This window comes from Rhodococcus sp. P4_B6, from assembly GCF_056402215.1.
The window spans coordinates 19806-41068 of the sequence record NZ_JBFUHV010000040.1 but is presented as its reverse complement, the minus strand read 5'-3'; the positions used below and the strand labels follow the sequence as shown (position 1 = coordinate 41068).

Here is a 21263-nt window from a genome sequence, read left to right as displayed (position 1 = left end):
ACGCGACTCAGTCGAACTGAGGGTCCTCGTTGCGGGTGCGCTTGAGCTCGAAGAAGTGCGGGTAGCCGGCGAGCGCCACCGCGCCGTCCCACACCTTGCCCGCGTCCTCCCCGCGCGGAATCCGCGACAGCACCGGGCCGAAGAAGGCGACACCGTTGACGTGGATGGTCGGGGTTCCGACGTCCGGTCCGACGGCGTCCATGCCCGCGGCGTGGCTCTCCCGCAGCGCGGCGTCGTACTCGTCGGATTCGGCGGCGTCGGCCAGTTCGGCCGGCAGCCCCACGTCGGCGAGCGACTTGACGATCACGTCGCCCAGGTCCTTGTTGCCCTCGTTGTGGATGAGCGTGCCCATCGCGGTGTACAGGGGCAGCAGGATCTCGTCGCCGTGCTTCTGTGCTGCCGCGATCAGCACCCGCACCGACCCCCAGGCCTTGGTCATCAGCTCGCGGTATTCGTCCGGCAGATCCCGGCCCTCGTTGAGCACGGCCAGGCTCATCACGTGGAAGTTCGCCTCCAGGTCCCGCACCTGTGTGGCCTCGAGGATCCATCGCGACGTGATCCAGCACCACGGGCAGAGGGGGTCGAACCAGAAATCAGCGACGTCCTTGGTGGTCCCGGTGTTCGTCCCAGCACTCACGTGATGCTCCTTCTCGGTGATGTACACATTCCCGTCCAGTCAACACCTCGCTGCCGGGAATCCTTCCCGGAGACCCCGCCGACGGCAGTAGGGTCGGAAGTGGTCGACCGGAAGGGAGCATCTTCACATGTCCTCCACTCGCACGTTCGTCGTCGTCGGCGGTGGCCTCGCCGGAGCGAAAACGGCAGAAGCATTGCGTGACAAGGATTTCGACGGATCGATCATTCTCCTCTCGGAGGAGGAACACCTCCCCTACGAGCGACCCCCGCTCTCGAAGGAACACTTCGCCGGAAAGAAGGCTCTCGGCGACTTCACCGTCCACCACGGCGACTGGTACCGCGACCATCACGTGGACCTGCGGTACGGCACCACCGCCACCGCCCTCGACCTCGGCGCCCACACGGTGACGCTGCCGGACGGTTCCACGCTCGGGTACGACAAGCTCGCGCTGGCCACGGGTTCGCGCTCACGCCGCCCACCGATCACCGGTTCCGACGCCGAAGGCGTCCACTACCTGCGCACTGTCGACGAATCGGACCGGTTGATCGCCGCGGTCGGCGATGGCAGGCGGCTCGTGGTGATCGGCGCCGGCTGGATCGGTCTCGAAGTGGGAGCCTCCGCCCGGGAGAAGGGCGCCGACGTGACGGTCGTGGAAGCCGCCGAACTCCCGCTCCTCGGCTCGCTCGGCCCCGAGATGGGCACCGTGTTCGCGGAACTGCACCGCGAGCACGGTGTTCAGCTGCATCTCGGCGCCACGGTCGATCAGATCGTCGTCGAGGACGGCAAGGCCACCGGCGTACGACTCGGCGACGGGACGGTCCTGCCCGCCGACGCGGTCCTCGTCGCCGTCGGCGCCGCGCCCAACGTCGAGATCGCGGAACGGGCCGGGCTCGACGTCGACGGCGGAGTTCTCGTCGACGCCGGATTGCAGACCAGTGACCCCGACGTCGTCGCGGTCGGCGACATCGCGGCGCAACTGCATCCGCAACTCGGCACCCGGATCCGCGTCGAGCACTGGGCGAACGCCCTCAACCAGCCGGCGGTCGCCGCCGCGACCATGCTCGGCCAGGAGGCCGAATACACCCGGCTGCCGTACTTCTTCACCGACCAGTTCGACCTGGGCATGGAGTACACCGGGTACGCGCCGTCCGACGGGTACGAGCGGGTTGTGGTGCGCGGCAACCTTCCCGGACGGGAGTTCCTCGCGTTCTGGCTCGACGCGGACAACCACGTCCTCGCCGGCATGAACGTCAACATCTGGGACGCCACCGATCAGATCAAGCAACTGGTGTCCTCCGCCGCCCCGGTCGATCCCGACCGGCTGGCCGACCCCGCGGTGCCGTTGACCGACCTGTCCGGTTAACGCCCCGGGCCCACTCGTGATGGGATGGCAGCATCGAGTACGAGCACCGCCGCCGATCACGAGGAGACCTCTGTGGCCCCACCGAACCTGACCCGCGAACAGGCAGCCGAACGAGCCGGACTGCTGACCGTCGACAACTACCTGATCGAACTCGACCTCACCGACGGGACAGGTCAGCCCGGAGTCGGGACGACAATTCAGCCCGGAGTCGAGACGTTCTCCTCGCGGACCACCGTCACGTTCGGGGCCACCCCCGGCGCGTCCACGTTCGTCGACATCGTCGCTACGCGTGTGCATTCGGCAACGCTGAACGGCTCCCCCGTCGACGTCGCGGATTACGACGAGTCCACCGGCATCACGCTCACCGGTCTTGCGGAACGCAACGAACTGGTGGTCGAGGCGGACTGCGCGTACTCGCACACCGGCGAAGGTCTGCACCGCTTCGTGGACCCGACCGACGACGCCGTCTACCTGTACTCGCAGTTCGAGACGGCCGACGCCAAGCGCATGTTCGCCTGCTTCGACCAGCCCGACCTGAAGGCGACTTTCGACGTGCACGTCACGTCCCCCGCCGACTGGAAGGTGATCTCCAACTCCGCGACCGTCGAGACGGTGGCGGCCGAACCCGGCAGGCACATCTTCCGCACCACACCGAAGATGAGCACCTACCTCGTCGCGCTGATCGCGGGCCCGTACGCGGAGTGGACCGACAACTACTCCGACGAGCACGGCGACATCCCCCTCGCGATCTACTGCCGCGCCTCCCTCGGGCAGCACATGGACGCCGAGCGCCTGTTCACGGAAACCAAGCAGGGCTTCGACTTCTACCACCGCAACTTCGGCACCCCCTACGCGTTCGGGAAGTACGACCAGCTGTTCGTCCCCGAATTCAACGCGGGCGCAATGGAGAACGCCGGCGCCGTGACGTTCCTCGAGGACTACGTCTTCCGGTCCAAGGTGACGCGGGCGTCGTACGAGCGGCGCGCCGAGACCGTGCTGCACGAGATGGCGCACATGTGGTTCGGCGACCTCGTCACCATGCGCTGGTGGGACGACCTGTGGCTCAACGAGTCGTTCGCGACATTCGCCTCCGTGCTGTGCCAGAGCGAGGCCACCGAATACACCAACGCCTGGACCACGTTCGCCAACGTCGAGAAGTCCTGGGCCTACCGGCAGGATCAGCTGCCGTCCACCCACCCCATCGCCGCCGACATCCCGGACCTCGCCGCGGTCGAGGTGAACTTCGACGGCATCACGTACGCGAAGGGCGCCTCCGTCCTCAAGCAGCTCGTCGCGTACGTCGGGCTCGACCCCTTCCTGTCCGGTCTGCGGGACTACTTCCGCGACCACGCCTTCGACAACGCCACGTTCGACGACCTCCTCGGCGCACTCGAGAAGTCCTCGGGCCGCGACCTGTCCGACTGGGGCACCCAGTGGCTCAAGACGACCGGGCTCAACATCCTGCGTCCCGAGTTCGACGTCGACGCGGACGGGAAGTTCACCCGGTTCACCGTTCTGCAGTCCGGCGCCGCACCGGGTGCCGGTGAGCACCGGGTGCACCGCATCGCGGTCGGCGTGTACGACGACCGGGACGGCAAACTCGTCCGCACGAAGCGGGTGGAACTCGACGTCGACGCCACCGAACGCACCGACGTCACCGAACTCGTCGGTGTCGAACGCGGTCAGCTGATCCTCGTCAACGACGACGACCTCACGTACTGCTCGCTGCGGCTCGACCCCGACTCGCTGGCCGCCGCCATCGAGCGGATCGGCGACATCGAGGAGCCGCTCCCCCGCACCCTGGTGTGGTCGGCGGCGTGGGAGATGACGCGGCAGGCAGAACTCAAGGCGCGGGACTTCGTTGCCCTCGTACAGCGCGGCATCGGCGCCGAAACCGAGGTCGGCGTGGTCCAGCGACTGCTGATGCAGGCCCAGACCGCGCTGCACAGCTACGCCGAACCCGGGTGGTCCAAGGAACACGGCTGGCCCGACTTCGCGAACCGCCTGCTCGAACTGGCGCGGGAAGCCGAGGCCGGGTCGGATCACCAGCTGGCGTTCGTCAACGCGCTGGCGGGCGCGCAGCTGTCGCCGTGGCACACCGAGGTCCTGCAGGAACTGCTGGACGCCGCACCGGAAACGGTCGGGCTGCCGGGGCTCGTCGTCGACACGGATCTGCGCTGGCGTCTCGTCACCGCCCTCGCCGGGGCCGGTGAGATCGACGCCGACGGCATCGAGACGCCGTTCATCGACGCCGAAGCCGAACGCGACCCGACCGCGGCAGGGGCCCGCAACGCCGCCGCCGCGGCCACCGTCCGCCCGCAGGCCGCGGTGAAGGAACAGGCCTGGAACCGGGTAGTCGGCGACGACTCCGTGCCGAACATCACCGCCCGCTCGATCATCGGCGCGTTCGCCGGTCACGGTCAGTCCGACATCCTCGAGCCGTACGTCGCCCGCTACTTCGCGGACATTCCCGCGGTGTGGGAGCGGCGTTCGAGCGAGGTCGCACAGACCGTGGTGGTGGGCCTGTACCCGTCGTGGTCGATCAGCGAGGAGTCCGTGGCGGCGGCCGACGAGTTCCTGGCCGGCGACCGTCCGCCGGCCCTGCGCCGCCTGGTGGTCGAGGGCCGCGCGGGAATCGTCCGTTCGCTCGCGGCCCGGAAGTTCGACGCGAGCTGATCGGTGGCCGATCCTGCCGGCCTAGTCCGGCAGGATCGGCACGCTCACCCCCTGATCCCGGCCCAACAGGACCGCGCGGGTTACCGCCGAGGAGCCGAACCGGTCGCGGAGGCTGTCGAGCGTGGTGTCGAGCGTGCTGCGCGTGTAGGGATCGAACGGCAGCGCCAGTTGCTGCGGGCAGTCGTCCTCGAGGTTGGCCACCGCGACGCCGACGAGGGTGATGCCCTTGCTCTCGATCATCGGCATCGCGTTGCCGAGCAGGCCCCGGGCCGTGGTGAGGATCGTTTGCGTCTGCGCCGACGGCTGCGCCAGGGTGTGCGACCGGGTGGCACGGGTGAAGTCGTCGAACCGCAGCCGCAGCACCACCGTGCGCCCCACCCGCCTGCCGCGGCGCAGCCGGCCCGTCACCCGGTCGACCAGCGTCACCAGGGCGGCGTCCACGTCCTCCCTCGACGTGGGTCTGCGCCCCAGGGCGTGCTGGGCGCCGACGGATCTCCGTCTGCGTCCCACCTGCACGGGACGGGGATCCCGCGCCCAGGCGAGCGCGTGGAGGTGGTGGCCCGCAGCCGGTCCGACGATGGACACGAGCAACTCTTCCGGATAGTGGGCCAGCCGGCCGACGGTGGCAATCCCGGCGTCGCGGAGCTTGCGCGACGTCACCGCCCCGACTCCCCACAGCCGTTCGACCGGCAGCGGGTGGAGGAATTCGATCTCGCCGTCCGGCGGCACGTGCAGCAGTCCGTCGGGCTTACCCACCGCGCTTGCGACCTTGGCGAGGAACTTCGTTCTCGCGACGCCGACGGTGATCGGCAGACCCACCTGCTCGCGCACGTCGCGGCGCAGTCGCGCCGCGATGTCGACCGGTGTGCCCGCGATCTTGCGCAGACCCGCGACGTCGAGGAACGCCTCGTCGATCGACAGACCCTCGACCAGCGGTGTCGTGTGCCCGAAGACCTCGAACACGGCCTTGCTCGCCGCCGCGTACGCCGACATCCGCGGGCGCACCACGACGGCGTGCGGACACAGGCGCAACGCCTGCGCACCGCTACTGGCCGTGCGCACCCCGTACGCCTTCGCCTCGTAGCTCGCAGCCAGCACGACACCACCGCCGACGATCACCGGACGACCCCGCAGTGCGGGGTCGTCCCGTTGCTCCACCGAGGCGTAGAACGCGTCGAGGTCGGCGTGCAGGATGGTCGCCTCGGCGCCACTCGAGATGCGCGGGCGCGGCGAATCGGACACGAACATATGTTCGCATCGACCACCGACAGAAGTCGAGGACGGTTCAGCCCCCTCGGCCGCCGAGACACCGACGGCCCGTCACAGTTCAGCGGGACTGAACGGTGACGGGCCGTGCGGAAGCCGATCTGTGCGGATCTACGGCGAGGCGATCGCCGCGCTCATCACGCGAATGGCGCTGACGAGACCGTCGATGAGGTCTCCGTCGCCGAACGACGACACCGCTGCCGTCGCCCCGAGCTGGGCGACCCGGTCGGTGACCTGGTCGGCCACGGCCCGGCCGCTGCGGATCTCGACCGTCCGCTGGTTGGGCGAGACCGCGATGAGGACGGACCGTTCCGCCTCGGGAGTCGTCGGGAAGAGCGCATCGGCGCCGGCCGCGGTGTTCTCGCCGAGGTCGCCGACGTACGCGTTGAAGCGCACCTTCGTCTTGCGGGTGCCTTCGGTGAGGGCATCGTCGAGGCGGACGAGTTCGTCCGTCGTGAACGGCAGGTCGTCGGTGAAGGGCTCACCGACGCGGTGCACGCCCGAGATGCGACCGCTGGCGGTCACGACGCTGCCGACGGGCAGATTGTCCGCGGATACGGTCGCGGGGATCAGGTCACCACTTGCCACTTGCCGAGCCTCCAATCAGGTCTTCCGAACCGGCGTGCGCGCCGTGGTGCCCGCCGTGATGACCGTGCGTGGTCACCTCGTCGACGGCGCTCCACAGCACCGGCGCATGCGTCCATTCCTCGCCGAGGTGGAACGCGGGCGGCACGGGGCCCGGCGTCTTCTTGCCGACGAACGACATCGCCGCGAAGAAGGCGGTGATCAACGCCGGAATTCCTACGAATATCAGCACTGTCTCAAGAATGCTCACAACGCAAACGGTAGCCCAGAACCGTGCGAAGGGAAGCGTCAGGGCCGAACTTCGCGGAGGGGTCGCGCGGAACGCTCAGGCGGCGCCTTCACCGAGGTAGGGCATCCACGACGGGTGCAGGTCCTTCGTCGACGCCAGCAGTCGCCAATGCGGGCCCGACGGCGGCACCAGAGAGGCCCGGAGCGTCCAGCCGAGTTCGCTCAGCAACTTGTCCGCCTTGCGATGGTTGCAGGGCGCGCAGCAGGCCACGCAGTTCTCCCACGAATGCTCGCCGCCACGACTGCGCGGAACCACGTGATCGACCGTCTCGGCCTTGGACCCGCAGTAGGCGCAGCGGAACCGGTCGCGGTGCATGAGGGCCGCGCGGGTCATCGGAACGCGCGCGCGATACGGGACGCGGACGTAGTTCCGGAGGCGGATCACGGACGGCACCTGAACGGACCACTGCTCGGAGTGGACTACCGGGGCCTGGGGATCCTCGTGGACGGTGTCGGCCTTACCGCAGGTCATCAACACCACGGCACGGCGGGCAGGAAGGGCGGTGAGCGGCTCGTAGGTGACGTTCAGGAGAAGCACCCGGCGCTTGATCCAGAGCGGAACCGCATTCTCGCCCGGGAAAGAAGGCTCGGCGCTGTGCGCGGAGCCTTCGGTGATCACTTGTAAAGCAAACGCCCCTGAAACCCCGGCACTCCGGGCATCAGTGGGCACGAGTTGTCGGTGCGCGCGGGCGCTGTGTCGATTCTTCATGCGACCTCCGKGAGATTGCCACCAAGTGCACCATGAATTGCCTGCGTGCGCACGCCCATTTCCCACAAAAATGCAGGACATTCGGTGAACAGACGGTGACGAAGACGGTTCCCGCCCGCACGTGCACAATGGAAGACGCCATGACTGACGTGCAGCAGACCTTCTATGAGGCGGTGGGCGGAGCGGAGACGTTCCGCAAGCTCACCGCGCGCTTCTACGAGGAAGTCGCCAAGGACGACATCGTCCGGCCCCTCTACCCCGAGGAAGATCTGGGTCCGGCCGAGCGCCGGATGCGGATGTTCCTCGAGCAGTACTGGGGCGGACCGCACACCTATTCGGACGAGCGCGGCCACCCGCGACTGCGGATGCGTCACCACCCGTTCAAGATCGGCCCGATCGAGCGCGACGCGTGGCTGCGGTGCATGCACACGGCGATCGCGTCGATCGATTCCGGGACCCTCGACGACGCGCATCGCAAGGCTCTCCGGGAGTACATGGACATGGCCGCGGCGTCGATGGTGAACTCCGCCTTCTGAAGCCGACGCGCGCCGATTACGCCGGTCGAGTCGTGGCGGGGACGATCGTTTGGCACGATGGGCGATTGTGAGCACTCCCGCCGAAACATCCGCCGACGACACACAGCCGGCACCCTGGTGGTCCGACGCCGTCTTCTACCAGGTCTATCCCCGCTCGTTCGCCGACGCGAACGGTGACGGCGTCGGCGATCTCCAGGGAGTGCGGGACAAACTCGGCTACCTCGAACTGCTCGGCGTCGATGCCCTCTGGCTGAGCCCGGTCATGCGTTCCCCGATGGCCGATCACGGCTACGACGTGTCCGATCCCCGCGACATCGACCCGTTGTTCGGCGACCTCGAGGTCATGGACGACCTGATCGAGGCGGCGCACGCGCGCCAGATCAAGGTGACGATGGACCTGGTGCCCAATCACACCAGCGTCGAGCACGACTGGTTCCGCGCCGCCGTGGCGTCGCCRCCGGGCAGTCCGGAACGCAACCGGTACATCTTCCGCGACGGCCGCGGCGAGAACGGCGCGGAGCCGCCGAACAACTGGCCGAGCATCTTCGGCGGTCCGGCGTGGACCCGGATCACCGAGGCCGACGGCACGCCCGGCCAGTGGTACCTGCACATCTTCGCAGCGGAGCAACCCGACCTGAACTGGGACAACCCGGAGGTCGTCGAGGATCTCACGAAGACGCTCCGGTTCTGGCTCGACCGGGGTATCGACGGATTCCGCATCGACGTCGCGCACGGCATGGCGAAGCCGGAAGGTCTGCCGGATCACGACTGGTCCGCCAACGAACTGCTGCACAACTCGGACGACGACCCGCGGTTCGACAACCCCGCAGTCCACGACATCCACCGCGGCATCCGCAAGATCCTCGACGAGTACCCGGGCACGGCGGCCGTCGGGGAGATCTGGGTCCGCGACAACGAACGCTTCGGCGAGTACATCCGGCCCGACGAACTGCACCTCGGGTTCAACTTCCGGCTGGCGGAGGCCGAGTTCTCGGCGGAGACGGTCCGGGAGGCGATCGAGAACTCCCTGACCGCCGTCGACCAGGTCGGCGGAACCCCCACCTGGACCCTGTCGAACCACGATGTCGAACGGGAGGTCACCCGGTACGGCGGCGGCGAGATCGGCACCGCACGCGCCCGGGCCATGATCCTCGTCGAACTGGCGCTGCCGGGTGCGGCGTTCCTGTACAACGGCGCCGAACTCGGCCTGCCCAACGTCGTCCTGCCCGATTCGGCGTTGCAGGACCCGGTGTGGGAACGGTCCGGTCACACCGAACGGGGCCGCGACGGATGCCGGGTGCCCGTTCCGTGGGAGGGCACCGAACCGCCGTTCGGGTTCAGCACGGGCGAGCCCTGGCTGCCGATGCCCGCCGAGTGGGCCGGCCTGACCGTCGAGGCGCAACTCGAGGACGTCACGTCGACGCTCTCGCTGTACCGGGCGGCACTCGAACTGCGCTCGTTCCGTCCGGAGTTCTCCGGTCCCGGAGTCGACTGGTACGGCAGTCCCGAGGGCTGCTTCGCCTTCCGCAGGCGCGGTGGTCTGATCTGTGCCCTGAACGCCACCGAGGCGCCGATCTCGCTGCCGCCCGGCGAGGTGCTGCTCAGCAGCGCGCCGCTCGTTGAGGGGCAGCTTCCGCCGAACGCGGCTGCGTGGCTCATCTGACCCGGACTCACCCAGTTGCGGTGTGCGCCCGGCCTACCGGGCCACCGACAGCGGAATCCCCCCACCGCGGTGTCGGTAGATCGACCCGAACCGGGCGTCCACCCGCAGCCACGAGGCGGTGGCCCGCACCCGGACCAGTTCCGAGGCGTCGATGCGGTCGAGGTCGATGTCGGCGGTCAACCGATCCGAGCCGGCGTGCGGGACGAACCCCATCGCGGTGAGCGCGAACACCACCCGCATCGGGATGCCGACCGTCTGCCCCGCGCCCTCCACCCGCAGGACTTCCTGGTCGAGCAGTGACGCGGGCGGGCCGTGGCTGCTGCCGTGCTCCTGCGCCAGCGCCGCACCGCGCTGTGCGAGGTCGACCAGGACGCGCGCCGGAACGTCGTCGACGTGGACGAAACCCACCGTCGGAGGCAGGGCGCCCCGCCACGCCGAATCCATCGAGAACCCCGGATCGATGTCGGCTGCGGTCGCCGCTTCGAGCGCGGCGAGCAGTTGGTCACCGGCAGCCGACGTGTCGTCCGGGGTGATCGTCCCCGCGATCGTGCGCACCGCCAGCGCGTCGAAACCGGTTGCCGCCCAGGCCGTCAGACGGCCGGGTCCGCGTTGGCGGAGACGCACCACCGTCGCCTCGTCCAACCGGACCACCCGGGTGAGGAAGGTGGCGAGATCGCCGCGCTCCGTCGCGTCCGGGATCGACAGGACGCGCTCATGCACGCTGCCAGCTCTCCAGGTAACCGCGCTCGACGTCCGTGATCCTGCGGAGGCGCTGAGTGTCGATGTCGAACGCCGCGATCTGCGTCGACGCGATGATGGACGGCGCGACCGAGACGTCGACGCCCTTCGGGCGGACCTCGTAGTTGATCGTGAAATCGACGGCGCGAACCTTCTCGACCCACATCAGCACGTCCAGCGGTGAATCGCTGTGCCGGAGCTGCCCGCGGTAGCGCACGTGCAGGTCGGCGATGACCGCGCCATCACGCAACGTGACCGTGGGCCGATCGTCCTCGAACAGCCAGGGAATCCGCGCCTCCTCCAGCAGCGTCACCATCCGAGCGTGGTTGATGTGCTGGAAGGCGTCCATGTCCGACCATCGAACTTCGACCTCCGCGTGAAAGCCCTCGCTCAACGTCATACCTCCGATCGGGTGCCCATACCGCGCACCATGCTGCGTACCTGACGCGCCGCCACCGAGAGCGTCGCGAGGTCAAGGGTCCCAGACTCGAAAATCTCGGTGAGAGCGGACCTCGCCCTGGCCAGCCGGGACGCGTTCGTCGACTCCCAGTCGTCGATCTTCTCCTGCGGGGTCTCGTGAGGTTCGCCACCGAGGAGCACTTCCATCGTGAGCTGACGCAGCGAACTGTAGAGGTCGTCGCGCAACGCGAGGCGGGCCAGCGAATGCCAGCGGTCACCGCGCGCGAGGGTGGACACCGCGCTGAGCAGCCAGTCGATGCCGAGGTGCGCGTCGAGTTCGTAGTACAGCTCGGCGACCTCGTCGATATCGCGCTCGGCGATGTCGGCGATGTCGATGATGTCGAGCAGACAGAACTTGTCCAGAAGCCGGAACACCTCGAAGGCCATGTCTTCGGGCGCTCCGCGGACGACCAGCGGCCGCGCCCGCAGCTCCACGTCGGTGAGCTGATGCCCCCGCACGAGCTGCGGCACCTTCGGCGAGAGGGCCCGGAAGTCGGCCGAGTAGCGGGCGATCTCGGCGCCCACAGCGAGAGGCTGGGGCCGATTGGTCAATAACCAGCGCGACGCCCGGTCGAGAACTCGGCCCGATTCGAGGATCAGGTCGTCCTCGATGTCGGCGGCGATGTTCGCCGACCGGATCCTCGACCACAGGTCGGGCAGGGCGAAGATCTCGGTGACCGCCGCATACGCGCGGATGGCGTCGGTGCTGCTCGCGCCCGCCTCGTCCGCCAGTCGGTACGCGAAGGTGATGCCGCCGTTGTCGATGGTCTCGTTCGCGAGCATCGTCGCCACGATCTGCCTGCGCAGGGGATGCGCCTTGATCGCCGTCCGGAACCGCTTGCGTAGCACCGTCGGGAAGTACCGCGGCAGGCGCGGCGCGAACGTCTCGCTGTCGGGAAGGTCCGTCGCGAGGAGGTCGTCCTTGAGTGCAAGCTTCACGTGCGCGGTGAGGGTCGCGAGTTCCGGGGACGTCAGCCCCTGCCCGGCCTGCCTGCGACGGGCGATCTCCTCCTCGGTGGGCAGGGCCTCGAGTTTCCGGTCGAGGCCGCGGCGGGACGCTAGGTGCTCGATCTGGCGGCGGTGCACGCTCAGCATCGGGACCGCGCTCGTCCGGGAGACACCTAGGAGGTTGTTCTGGGCGATGTTGTTCGCGAGAACGAGGTGGGCCACCTCGTCGGTCATCGACGCCAGCAGCGGATTGCGGTCCTCCCGCGTCAACCCGCCGCTGCTCACCAGCGAGTCCAGCAGGATCTTGATGTTCACCTCGTGATCGGAGCAGTCCACGCCCGCGGAATTGTCGATCGCGTCGGTGTTGATCCGGCCACCGTTCTGGCTGTACTCGATGCGGCCGAGCGCCGTCACCCCCAGGTTGCCGCCCTCACCGACCACCCTGGCCCGCACCTCGTTGCCGTCGACGCGCACCGAGTCGTTGCTCTTGTCGCCCACCATCGCGTTGGTCTCGGTGGACGCCTTGACATACGTGCCGATGCCGCCGTTCCACAGCAGATCCACCGGGGCACACAGGATCGCCCGGACCAGTTCCGGTGGGGAGAGTTCGGTGACGGTGTCGTCGAGTCCGAGGGCGGCGCGCGCGGCCGCGCTGATCGGGACCGATTTGCGGGTCCGGTCCCACACTCCGCCGCCCTCGCTGATGAGGCTGGTGTCGTAGTCGGCCCACGACGACCGGGGCAGCGCGAACATCCGGGACCGTTCCTCGAACGACGTCGCGGCGTCGGGATCGGGGTCGAGGAAGACGTGCCGGTGGTCGAACGCCGCCACCAACCGGATGTGCCTGCTCAGGAGCATGCCGTTCCCGAACACGTCGCCGCTCATGTCGCCGACACCGACCGTCGTGAAGTCCTCCGTCTGGGTGTCGACCCCCATCTCCCGGAAGTGCCGTTTCACGCTCTCCCAGGCGCCGCGGGCGGTGATGCCCATCCCCTTGTGGTCGTAGCCGGCAGACCCACCGGACGCGAACGCGTCGCCGAGCCAGAAGTTGTACTGCTCGGCAACCGAATTGGCGAGGTCGGAGAATTTCGCGGTGCCCTTGTCCGCGGCCACGACGAGGTACCGGTCGTCGCCGTCCCGCCGCACCACCCGGGTAGGAGGCACGATCTCGCCCGACACCTGATCGACGTTGTCGGTGAGATCCAGGAGCCCGGAGATGAACGTGCGGTAGCAGTCCTGGCCCGCCTCGAGCGCGGCGGCGCGGTCGGCCGCCGCGTCCCCCGACGGCGTCGGGGGATTCTTGACGACGAAGCCGCCCTTCGCCCCGACCGGGACGATCACCGCGTTCTTCACGGCCTGCGCCTTCGCCAATCCCAGGATCTCGGTGCGGAAGTCCTCACGCCGGTCGGACCAGCGCAATCCGCCACGGGCGACGGACCCGAACCGCAGGTGCACACCCTCGACGTCGGGTGAGTACACGAAGATCTCGTACTTCGGCCGGGGCTTCGGCAGTTCCTGGATCGAGGTCGGATCGAGCTTGATCGACAGATGCGCCGGCGGCTCCCCTGTCTCGCCGGTGACGAAGTAGTTGGTGCGCAGCGTCGACTTGATCAGCCCGAACAGACCGCGCAGGATGCGGTCCGCGTCGAGGCTGACCACGGAGTCGATGTACTCCCGCAGACGGGTGTCGAGTTCGGCCACCAGGTCGGGTGAGGGCGTTTCCGGGTCGAACATCGCCTCGAACAACTCGACGAGCGTGTACGCCGACCGGGGATTGGCCAGCGCAACCCCCTCGATGTGGAACTGGCTGTAGGGAAAACCCGCCTGGCGCAGATACTTTGCGTATGCACGCAGGATCACGGCCTGCCGCCACGACACTCCCGCCCGCAGGATCAGTTCGTTGAACCGGTCGGCCTCCGCCCGCCCGAACCAGACCGCGGTGAACGCGTCCGTGAACCGTTCCTGAAGCTTCGGTTCGGCCGCGGATGCCTCCTCGGCGGCGAGTTCGGCATCCAGGTCGTCCTCCACCGAGGAGCGCAGCAACTCCGCGGGCACCGACAACCCGAAATCGTAGATCCAGCACGTCAACCCGTCGGGCCGCGGAATCTGGTAGGGCCGTTCGTCCAGGACCTCCACGCCCAGGCTCTGCAGCACCGRGAGCACCTGGCTCAGCGAAATACCGTCGCCGCCCACGTACAGGGTGAACCGCCAGTGCCCGACCTCCGCCCCGCGGTCGCGGTACAGCAGCAGGTCGATGGAGCCGCCTTCGAGCGCCTCGAGCCTCGCGAGATCCGACAACGCGCGGGTGGCGTCGAAATCCTCCTTGTATCCCTCGGGCAGCACGTCCGCATACCGCTGCGCCAGAATGGGATCCACACCGGCGGTGACCGGCAGGAGGTCCCCGAGGTGGTCGTCCCAGCTGCGGCTCGCCTCGGCCAGCATCGCCTGGACCCGTTCGCGGTCGGCGTCCGACAGGTCGAGCCGCGACCCCATCTGTTCGGTGTTCTTGCGAATCGTCACGTGCAGCAACGCCAGATCGGACTCCGTGACGCGTGCAGTGTATTCCAAAGTGCCGCCGCCGAATTCCCGCAGCAGGATGTCCTGCATAGCGAGCCGGACCCGGGTGGTGTACCGATCCCGGGGCAGGTAGATCAGGCAGGAGACGAACCGTCCGAGAAAGTCCTCGCGCACGAACAGGCGCACCTGGCGCCTGAGCCCGATGCTGTGCACGGCCGTCACCGTGTCGAACAGGGTGTCCGCGTCGCTGGAGAACAGTTCGGTGCGCGGGAACGACTGGATTACCTCCAGCATCGCCTGCCCCGAATACGAGTTCAACTGGAACCCGGCCCGGTCGATCACCTTGCGCACCCGGCGGGCGATCACGGGAATGTCGAGGACGTTCTCGTGCAGGGCCGTGACGGTGAAGACGCCGAGGAAGCGGTGCTCACCGGTGATGTTGCCGTTCGCGTCGAGGATGCTCACACCGACGAAGAACGGGTAGACCGAGCGGTGCACGGTCGCGGGGAACGAGCCCTGCGTGAGCACGAGCAGCGGGCGGTCGGGGATCTCGGCGGCCGGCGGCAGACTCAGCGGGCCTTCGGTGACCGTGTCGGAGCGCAGCAGCCCGAGACCGCTGCCCGGCACCACCTGCAGGCTCCGGGTGCCGGAATCGTCCGGCTCCCCCAGTTCGAATCGCCGGTACCCGAGCGCCGCGTAATTGCCCTGCGACATCCACCGCAGCAGGTCGGCGCAGTCCTCCAGGTCGTTCTTCGACACACCTGGACAGGTTGCGGAGGCCTCCAGTTCGTCGGCCAGCGTCCGCTCGAGCTTGCGCATGATGTCGGTGTCCCGGACCACCTGGCGCACGTCGGCGAGGACGGTGCCGACCTCCTTCTCGAGCGTGTCGAGAACCGCGGAGTCGGCACGCGGATCGAGTTGGACGTGGATCCACGACTCGGACACACCGTCCTCGCCGGCATCCTTGGCCTTGTCGCCCATGAGGATTCCGCGCAGTGCGCCGATCGGATCACGCCGCACCGAGACGATCGGGTGCACGAATTCGCTGATCCCGATGCCGAGACGGTTCAGCAGCGCGGTGATCGATTCGACGAGCAGCGGCATATCGTCCGTGACGATCTGCAGCGACGCACCGAGTTCGCGCCCGTCGCCCGGCCGGTAGACCCGGGTGATCGCGCGCTCCGGAGGCCGATGCAGCGCCAGTGTCAGGTGCGCGCCGAGCACTGCGTCGGAGGCGCCGTTGACGGCGCTCTCGCTGTCACCGCGATCGACGTGCCGGAAGTACACGGCTGCGAGAGTCGGCACCTGAGACCGGAGACCTTCGGGCAGATTCCGCGCCCACTCCGCATCTTTCAGTGCTGCCGATTCCGTCATCGGGGCTCACTTCCTCTTCGTTCCGATCGCCGCGGGCAACTCTCTCGAGACTAGCCCGCGGCGATGGGAACAGAGGGTGAACTTCGGGCACCCCGCGTGCCGGATCCGTCAGCCGGTGGTCACCGGCGCGAGGTACTTCTCGAGCCCGTCGCGTTCCGCCTCGGACAGCGGACGCGACCGTTCGGTCTTCACGTCGAACGCCACCAGCAGGGCGTCGCCCGTCGCGCAGTGGACGCCGTCGCGGCTCGTGACGACGTGCCGGATCGTGTACGACGAATTGCCGACATGGAGCACCGACACGTCGATCGTCAGCGGACCGGAGGCGTCGGTGACCGGACGCAGGAATTCGACGTCCATCTTGCGCACCACCATCGCACCGGGCTGCGCGCCGGCGGCGCGCAACTCGGTGGTCAGGAACGCGATCCGCGCTTCCTGCATGTACTCCATGAAGCGGGTGTTGTTGACGTGACCCAGGCGGTCGGAGTCACCCCACCGGACCTGGATCTCGTACGTGAAGGCCTGCTGCCCCACCAGGTCAGTCCCTCGTCAGCTTGCGGTGCGTCACGCGGTGCGGACGGGCAGCATCCGGTCCGAGCCGCTCGACCTTGTTGGCCTCGTAGCCCTCGAAGTTGCCCTCGTACCAGTACCAGGCCGCCTCGTTGTCGCCGAAGCCCCCCTCCCACGCGAGGATGTGCGTGCAGGTCCGGTCGAGGAACCAGCGGTCGTGGGAGATCACGACGGCGCAGCCGGGGAACTGTTCGAGCGCGTTCTCCAGCGAACCGAGGGTTTCGACGTCGAGGTCGTTGGTCGGTTCGTCGAGCAGGATCAGGTTTCCGCCCTGCTTGAGCGTCATCGCGAGGTTCAGGCGGTTGCGCTCACCACCGGACAGGACGCCCGCCGGCTTCTGCTGATCGTGGCCCTTGAACCCGAACGAGCTGATGTAGGCGCGCGACGGCATCTCCGTCTGGCCGACCACGATGTGATCGAGACCGTCGGAGACGACCTCCCACACCGTCTTGTCGGGATCGATGCCCGTGCGGTTCTGGTCGACGTAGCTGAGCTTGACGGTCTGACCGATCTTCACCTCGCCCGCGTCCGGCTCCTCGAGCCCGACGACGGTCTTGAACAGCGTCGTCTTACCGACACCGTTGGGTCCGATCACGCCGACGATGCCGTTACGCGGCAGGGTGAACGACAGGTCCTTGATCAGGACCCGTCCGTCGAAGCCCTTGTCGAGGTTCGACACCTCCACCACGACGTCGCCGAGGCGCGGCGGCGCGGGAATCTGGATCTCGTCGAAGTCGAGCTTGCGGGTCTTCTCGGCCTCGTTGGCCATTTCCTCGTAGCGGTCGAGGCGGGCCTTGTTCTTCGCCTGTCGGGCCTTCGCTCCCGAACGGACCCAGGCCAGCTCCTCCTTGAGACGCTTCTGCAGCTTCTGGTCCTTCTTGCCCTGGACCTCGAGCCGGGCGGCCTTCTGCTCCAGGTAGGTGGAGTAGTTGCCTTCGTACGGGTACAGGCGGCCGCGGTCGACCTCACAGATCCACTGGGCGACGTGGTCGAGGAAGTACCGGTCGTGGGTGACGGCCAGGATCGCACCCGGGTAGGCGGCGAGGTGCTGCTCCAGCCACAGGACGCTCTCCGCGTCGAGGTGGTTGGTCGGCTCGTCGAGCAGCAGCAGGTCGGGCTTGCTGAGCAGCAGCTTGCAGAGGGCGACGCGGCGCTTCTCACCACCGGAGAGGTGAGTGACCATGTCCTCCGGCGGCGGACAGCGCAGAGCGTCCATCGCCTGCTCGAGCTGGGAATCGATCTCCCACGCGTCGGCATGGTCGAGCTTCTCCTGGAGCTCGCCCATCTCCTCCATCAGCTCGTCGGAGTAGTCGGTGGCCATCAGCTCGGCGATCTCGTTGTACCGCTTGAGCTGGACCATGGTTTCACCCATGCCCTCTTCGACGTTCTCGCGAACGGTCTTCGTCTCGTCCAGGTGCGGTTCCTGCATGAGGATCCCGACGGTGGCACCCGGAGCGATGAACGCTTCACCGTTGCCCGGCTGATCCAGCCCCGCCATGATCTTGAGGATGCTGGACTTACCCGCGCCGTTCGGGCCGACCACACCGATCTTGGCGCCGGGGTAGAAGCTCATCGTGACGTCATCGAGGATGACCTTGTCACCGTGCGCCTTGCGCACCTTCTTCATCGTGTAAATGAACTCAGCCATGGGGCCAGCCTAATGGTGACGCGCGATGAACCCACATCGCGGAGGGTCGGGGACGTGATCGGGGGCTTCCCGGGAAGATGCCGTGGGCATCGGCGCCGGGAACGCGAGGTCGGCGCCGATACCCGCAGGTGCGCTACGCGACGAGGGACCGGGTGGCCACCTCTTCGGTCGCCGGGTTCCCCGCACCGCCGTCGGTCGTTCTCGGCGCACGCTCGAGCACGACCGTGCACCGGGCCAGATCCGGTCCGATCGCGGTGGCGCTCAACTCCAGGTCGGAGCGGGCGATGCCGTCCCGGGTGGTGTATTCGGTGGCGCGCAACTCGCCCGTCACGAGAACGGGATCGCCCTTCGTGATCGAGGCGACGACGCCGGCCATCAGCCGTCGCCTGCAGGTCACCGTGAGGTAGAGCGTGCTCCCGTCACGCCACTCCCCCGTCGCGTGGTCGCGGCGCCGGACCGTGCTCGCCATCCGGAAACTGAGGAACTCGTCACCGGCGGCGTTCGACCGGGCGACCGGGCTGGTGATGACCGTTCCGACGACGGTGCCGTGTGTTTCGTACATGACGTCTACCCCCTGTGAGTGCGGCAAGGTGCCTTCACTCACAGCGTGCCGTCCGGCGGCGCCGTTTTCGGCCTGCAGCGGACATCTGTGGAGAAATCGAGCGGTTGTGGATGGAACCGCGAAAACGGCCCCGGGAGCCCCGAACGTGTCGGGGCGGCGTGCTAACGGTCAGCGCCCGGCCTCGCGGTCCCGTCGCGCCAACTCCGCGAACATCGCGTTGTGCGCGGCCAGATCCGCGTCGTCGTCCCGGTCCGCGGCCCGGTCGACCCGCCGCGCCGTGCGGCCGTCGCTGCGGGACCACTGGATGAGCAGCGCCATCATCACCAGCACCAGCGGGATCTCACCGGTGGCCCAGGCAATGCTGCCGCCCAGTTGCTGGTCACCCACCAGGTCGGCGTTCCAGCCGAGTCCGAGCGATCGGTAGTACCACTCGCCCATCACGGCGCCCATGCTCATCAGCGCGACGCCGAAGAAGGCGTGGAACGGCAGGGAGCCGAACACCATCGCGAGCTTCGTCACCGGTTGCAGCTTGCGCGGCGACGGGTCGATGCCGATCGCGACCCAGTAGAAGAGGTAGCCGCTCAGCAGGAAGTGCAGGTTCATCAGGACGTGCGCGGAGTGGGAGTCGACGGCGGCCTCGAAGATCCCGCCGAGGTACAGGGCGTAGAAACCGCCCACGAACAGCACCGCCGCGACGACGGGGTGCGTGATGAACCGGGAGAACGGGCTGTGCAGCGCGGTCAGGATCCATTCGCGCAGTCCCGGCACACCGTTCTTGCCCGCGGGATCGAGGGCGCGCAGGGCGAGCGTGATCGGGGCACCGAGCACCAGGAGAACCGGCGCCAGCATGGACAGCGCCATGTGAGCGCCCATGTGCACGCTGAACACGGCCGGCGAGTAGCGACCGACACCCGACGACGTGGCGATCAGCAGCACCACGCACCCGCACATCCAGGCGACGGTCCGGCCGACGGGCCAGCGGTCGCCGCGCCGCCGCAGTTTGCGCAGTCCGAGCGCGTACACGACGGCCAGCACGATCGCGGCGGTGCCGTAGAGGAGGTCGAATCGCCAGTCCAGCATCAAGCGAGCGAACGTGGGCGGCCCCGCCAGGTTGTAGCCGAGTTCCACCTCCGTGAGGGTGGGCGCCGCGGTCGGGGGCGGCGGGGGCGTGCGGCCGAGTCCCACGGCGAGACCGATCGTCGCGGCGAAGACCATGACCTCCGCACCGGCGAAGCGGATCAGGTTGCCGCGTTTCGTCGGATCCTTCTGCAGTGCGGGCAGCGCCCGGCGACGCTGCGCCCACCCGAACACACCGAGTACGACGAGGGCCACGATCTTCGCGACCACCAGGCGTCCGTACGTGGTGTCGACGAGGTCGCCGATCTGGACGCGGACGAGAGCGTTCACGACACCGCTGACCGCCATGACGACGAAGCAGACGGTCGCGACCGCGGAGAACCTGCGCGCCGCGACGTCGGTGTAGGCGCCGCGCCGACGCGCGTGGGCGAGGAGAGCGAACAGACCGCCCGCCCACAGCGAGGCCGCCACGAGGTGCAGGATCAGGCTGTTCGTCGCCATGTCGTGCGAACCGCCCGAGGACGAGTGCCCGGTCAACGCGAGCGGCATCAGTCCGAGGATGCCGACGACCAGCAGGATCGGCGTCCACCACCAGCGCAGCACGAGCCGGGAGGCGATCGCGAGGACGATGGCGATGATCGCGGTCCAGCGCCAGGCGCCGGCGAGTTCGACCTGATCGATCGAATTGAAGATGTTGGCCGGCTTGACCGCTTCGGCGAAGGGTTGCCCGGACGTGTCCGACAGCGTCAACGGGACGAGGACGAGGGCGGTCGCCGCCCACACGATCGCGGCGTACGACGCGGTGCGGACGGCGCGGTAGCCGTCCACGTCGAGGACGCCGGACTTCTGCGGTGGCACGAAGAACGCGGCGAGCAGCAACGATCCGATCGTGATGACGGCAGCGATCTCCGACACGGCCCGCATGGCGGGCAATCCGTAGGTGGTGATCGGTCCGGGATCCGGAATTCCCAGCAGCACGAGCGCCTGAGCAGCGGAGAGTCCGACGACGATTGCCGCTACCAGGCCGGCGATGAGACCGCCGACGACGAACAGGGCGGTCGAATCGGCACGATTCGGGGGTTTCGAAGCCGGGTCGGACGCCGCGAGCTGGGGTGTAGCCATACATCAAGGGTAGGACCTACGACAGGCCGTCGGAGACGCGAGGGTCCGTCTCGGTTCCGGCTACCGTCGACAGGGACGTGTCGCAGGGAAACGAGAGGCTGAGATGGCGGAGTTTCTGATCATCGTGGTGGCACTGTTCTTCGCGGGCATGGGCGTCTACGGGCTCGCCCTGCCCGCCCGCCTGGTCGCACCGTTCGGTCTGACCGCGGATTCGGCGACGGCCCGCGCCGAGGTGCGCGCGGTCTACGGCGGCTTCGGTGTCGCGGTGGCGGGCCTGCTCTTTTTCGCGGCCTTCGACGCCCACGGCATCCGATCCGTCGCCGCGGTGACGGTGGCCGTCGCCCTGCTGGGGATGGCATTCGGCCGGATCGTGGCCGCCCTCACCGACCGGCCGACCCGGTTCTACCCCGTGTGGTTCTATTTCGTCGTCGAGATCGTTCTGGCGGGACTCCTGCTCTGCGCGGCGGTCCTGGGCTCGTGACRCACACCCCCCAGCCCCGGTCGGAGCACTCGGGGCGGCAGGTAATA

Annotated in this window: 17 protein-coding genes; 5 read left to right on the top strand and 12 right to left on the bottom strand. The window is 68.2% G+C overall.

The features are described from left to right. Positions 1-7: 7 nt before the first annotated feature. Positions 8-637 (bottom strand): DsbA family oxidoreductase, encoded by a 630-nt coding sequence (locus AC1DWT_RS20475; protein ID WP_206012753.1) that lies wholly within the window; start codon positions 635-637, stop codon positions 8-10. Between the two features lie 127 nt (positions 638-764). Here AC1DWT_RS20475 and AC1DWT_RS20470 point away from each other — a divergent pair, with 127 nt between their 5' ends. After that, positions 765-2000: an NAD(P)/FAD-dependent oxidoreductase gene (locus AC1DWT_RS20470; protein WP_072947074.1), complete on the top strand. Its 1236-nt coding sequence runs from the start codon at positions 765-767 to the stop codon at positions 1998-2000. A 72-nt stretch (positions 2001-2072) separates the two neighbouring features. Beyond that, complete coding sequence (gene pepN, locus AC1DWT_RS20465; protein WP_206012754.1) at positions 2073-4676, top strand: aminopeptidase N; 2604 nt, start codon at positions 2073-2075, stop codon at positions 4674-4676. A gap of 21 nt (positions 4677-4697) precedes the next feature. On the opposite strand, the gene dinB is transcribed toward pepN, so the two are convergent. The 4 genes from dinB to AC1DWT_RS20445 all read right to left on the bottom strand — a co-directional run bounded on the left by dinB (position 4698) and on the right by AC1DWT_RS20445 (position 7524). After that, on the bottom strand, positions 4698-5924 hold the full coding sequence (dinB, locus tag AC1DWT_RS20460) for a DNA polymerase IV (RefSeq protein WP_072947072.1): 1227 nt from the start codon (positions 5922-5924) through the stop codon (positions 4698-4700). 129 nt (positions 5925-6053) lie between these two features. After that, the gene (locus AC1DWT_RS20455) at positions 6054-6530 is read right to left on the bottom strand and encodes a DUF5130 domain-containing protein (RefSeq protein ID WP_206012755.1); all 477 of its coding nucleotides are present in this window, start codon (positions 6528-6530) and stop codon (positions 6054-6056) included. Next, positions 6517-6777 carry an aa3-type cytochrome oxidase subunit CtaJ gene (gene ctaJ, locus AC1DWT_RS20450; RefSeq protein WP_012688329.1) on the bottom strand — a complete coding sequence of 87 codons (261 nt, stop codon included), beginning with the start codon at positions 6775-6777 and terminating at the stop codon, positions 6517-6519. Before ctaJ ends, AC1DWT_RS20455 begins: the two co-directional genes overlap by 14 nt. A 75-nt stretch (positions 6778-6852) precedes the next feature. Further along, complete coding sequence (locus AC1DWT_RS20445; protein WP_167372212.1) at positions 6853-7524, bottom strand: HNH endonuclease; 672 nt, start codon at positions 7522-7524, stop codon at positions 6853-6855. Between the two features lie 140 nt (positions 7525-7664). Between AC1DWT_RS20445 and AC1DWT_RS20440 the strand changes: the two genes are divergently transcribed. Both AC1DWT_RS20440 and AC1DWT_RS20435 read left to right on the top strand, forming a co-directional pair. Continuing rightward, complete coding sequence (locus AC1DWT_RS20440; protein WP_043824253.1) at positions 7665-8060, top strand: globin; 396 nt, start codon at positions 7665-7667, stop codon at positions 8058-8060. A gap of 67 nt (positions 8061-8127) precedes the next feature. Continuing rightward, complete coding sequence (locus AC1DWT_RS20435; RefSeq protein ID WP_206012756.1) at positions 8128-9723, top strand: glycoside hydrolase family 13 protein; 1596 nt, start codon at positions 8128-8130, stop codon at positions 9721-9723. 33 nt (positions 9724-9756) lie between these two features. On the opposite strand, the gene AC1DWT_RS20430 is transcribed toward AC1DWT_RS20435, so the two are convergent. The 7 genes from AC1DWT_RS20430 to AC1DWT_RS20400 form a co-directional block, all read right to left on the bottom strand. Next, positions 9757-10443, bottom strand: a complete 687-nt coding sequence (locus AC1DWT_RS20430; RefSeq protein WP_206012757.1) for a DUF8010 domain-containing protein — start codon at positions 10441-10443, stop codon at positions 9757-9759. Next, on the bottom strand, positions 10436-10861 hold the full coding sequence (locus tag AC1DWT_RS20425) for an acyl-CoA thioesterase (protein ID WP_206012758.1): 426 nt from the start codon (positions 10859-10861) through the stop codon (positions 10436-10438). Before AC1DWT_RS20425 ends, AC1DWT_RS20430 begins: the two co-directional genes overlap by 8 nt. Beyond that, positions 10858-15759, bottom strand: a complete 4902-nt coding sequence (locus tag AC1DWT_RS20420) for an NAD-glutamate dehydrogenase (protein ID WP_477921949.1) — start codon at positions 15757-15759, stop codon at positions 10858-10860. The genes AC1DWT_RS20425 and AC1DWT_RS20420 overlap by 4 nt, the downstream gene beginning before the upstream one ends. 108 nt (positions 15760-15867) lie before the next feature. After that, positions 15868-16290 carry an acyl-CoA thioesterase gene (locus tag AC1DWT_RS20415; protein WP_072947066.1) on the bottom strand — a complete coding sequence of 141 codons (423 nt, stop codon included), beginning with the start codon at positions 16288-16290 and terminating at the stop codon, positions 15868-15870. 4 nt (positions 16291-16294) lie between these two features. After that, positions 16295-17974, bottom strand: a complete 1680-nt coding sequence (ettA, locus tag AC1DWT_RS20410; RefSeq protein ID WP_072947065.1) for an energy-dependent translational throttle protein EttA — start codon at positions 17972-17974, stop codon at positions 16295-16297. A gap of 133 nt (positions 17975-18107) precedes the next feature. After that, positions 18108-18536, bottom strand: coding sequence for a single-stranded DNA-binding protein (locus tag AC1DWT_RS20405; protein ID WP_206012760.1), 429 nt, complete (start codon positions 18534-18536; stop codon positions 18108-18110). Between the two features lie 168 nt (positions 18537-18704). Then, a complete protein-coding gene (locus AC1DWT_RS20400; protein ID WP_095865123.1) occupies positions 18705-20735 on the bottom strand; it encodes a bifunctional copper resistance protein CopD/cytochrome c oxidase assembly protein in 2031 nt (676 codons plus the stop codon). 103 nt (positions 20736-20838) lie between these two features. Between AC1DWT_RS20400 and AC1DWT_RS20395 the strand changes: the two genes are divergently transcribed. Beyond that, complete coding sequence (locus tag AC1DWT_RS20395) at positions 20839-21216, top strand: DUF4345 family protein (RefSeq protein WP_072947062.1); 378 nt, start codon at positions 20839-20841, stop codon at positions 21214-21216. The last annotated feature ends 47 nt before the right edge of the window (positions 21217-21263 follow it).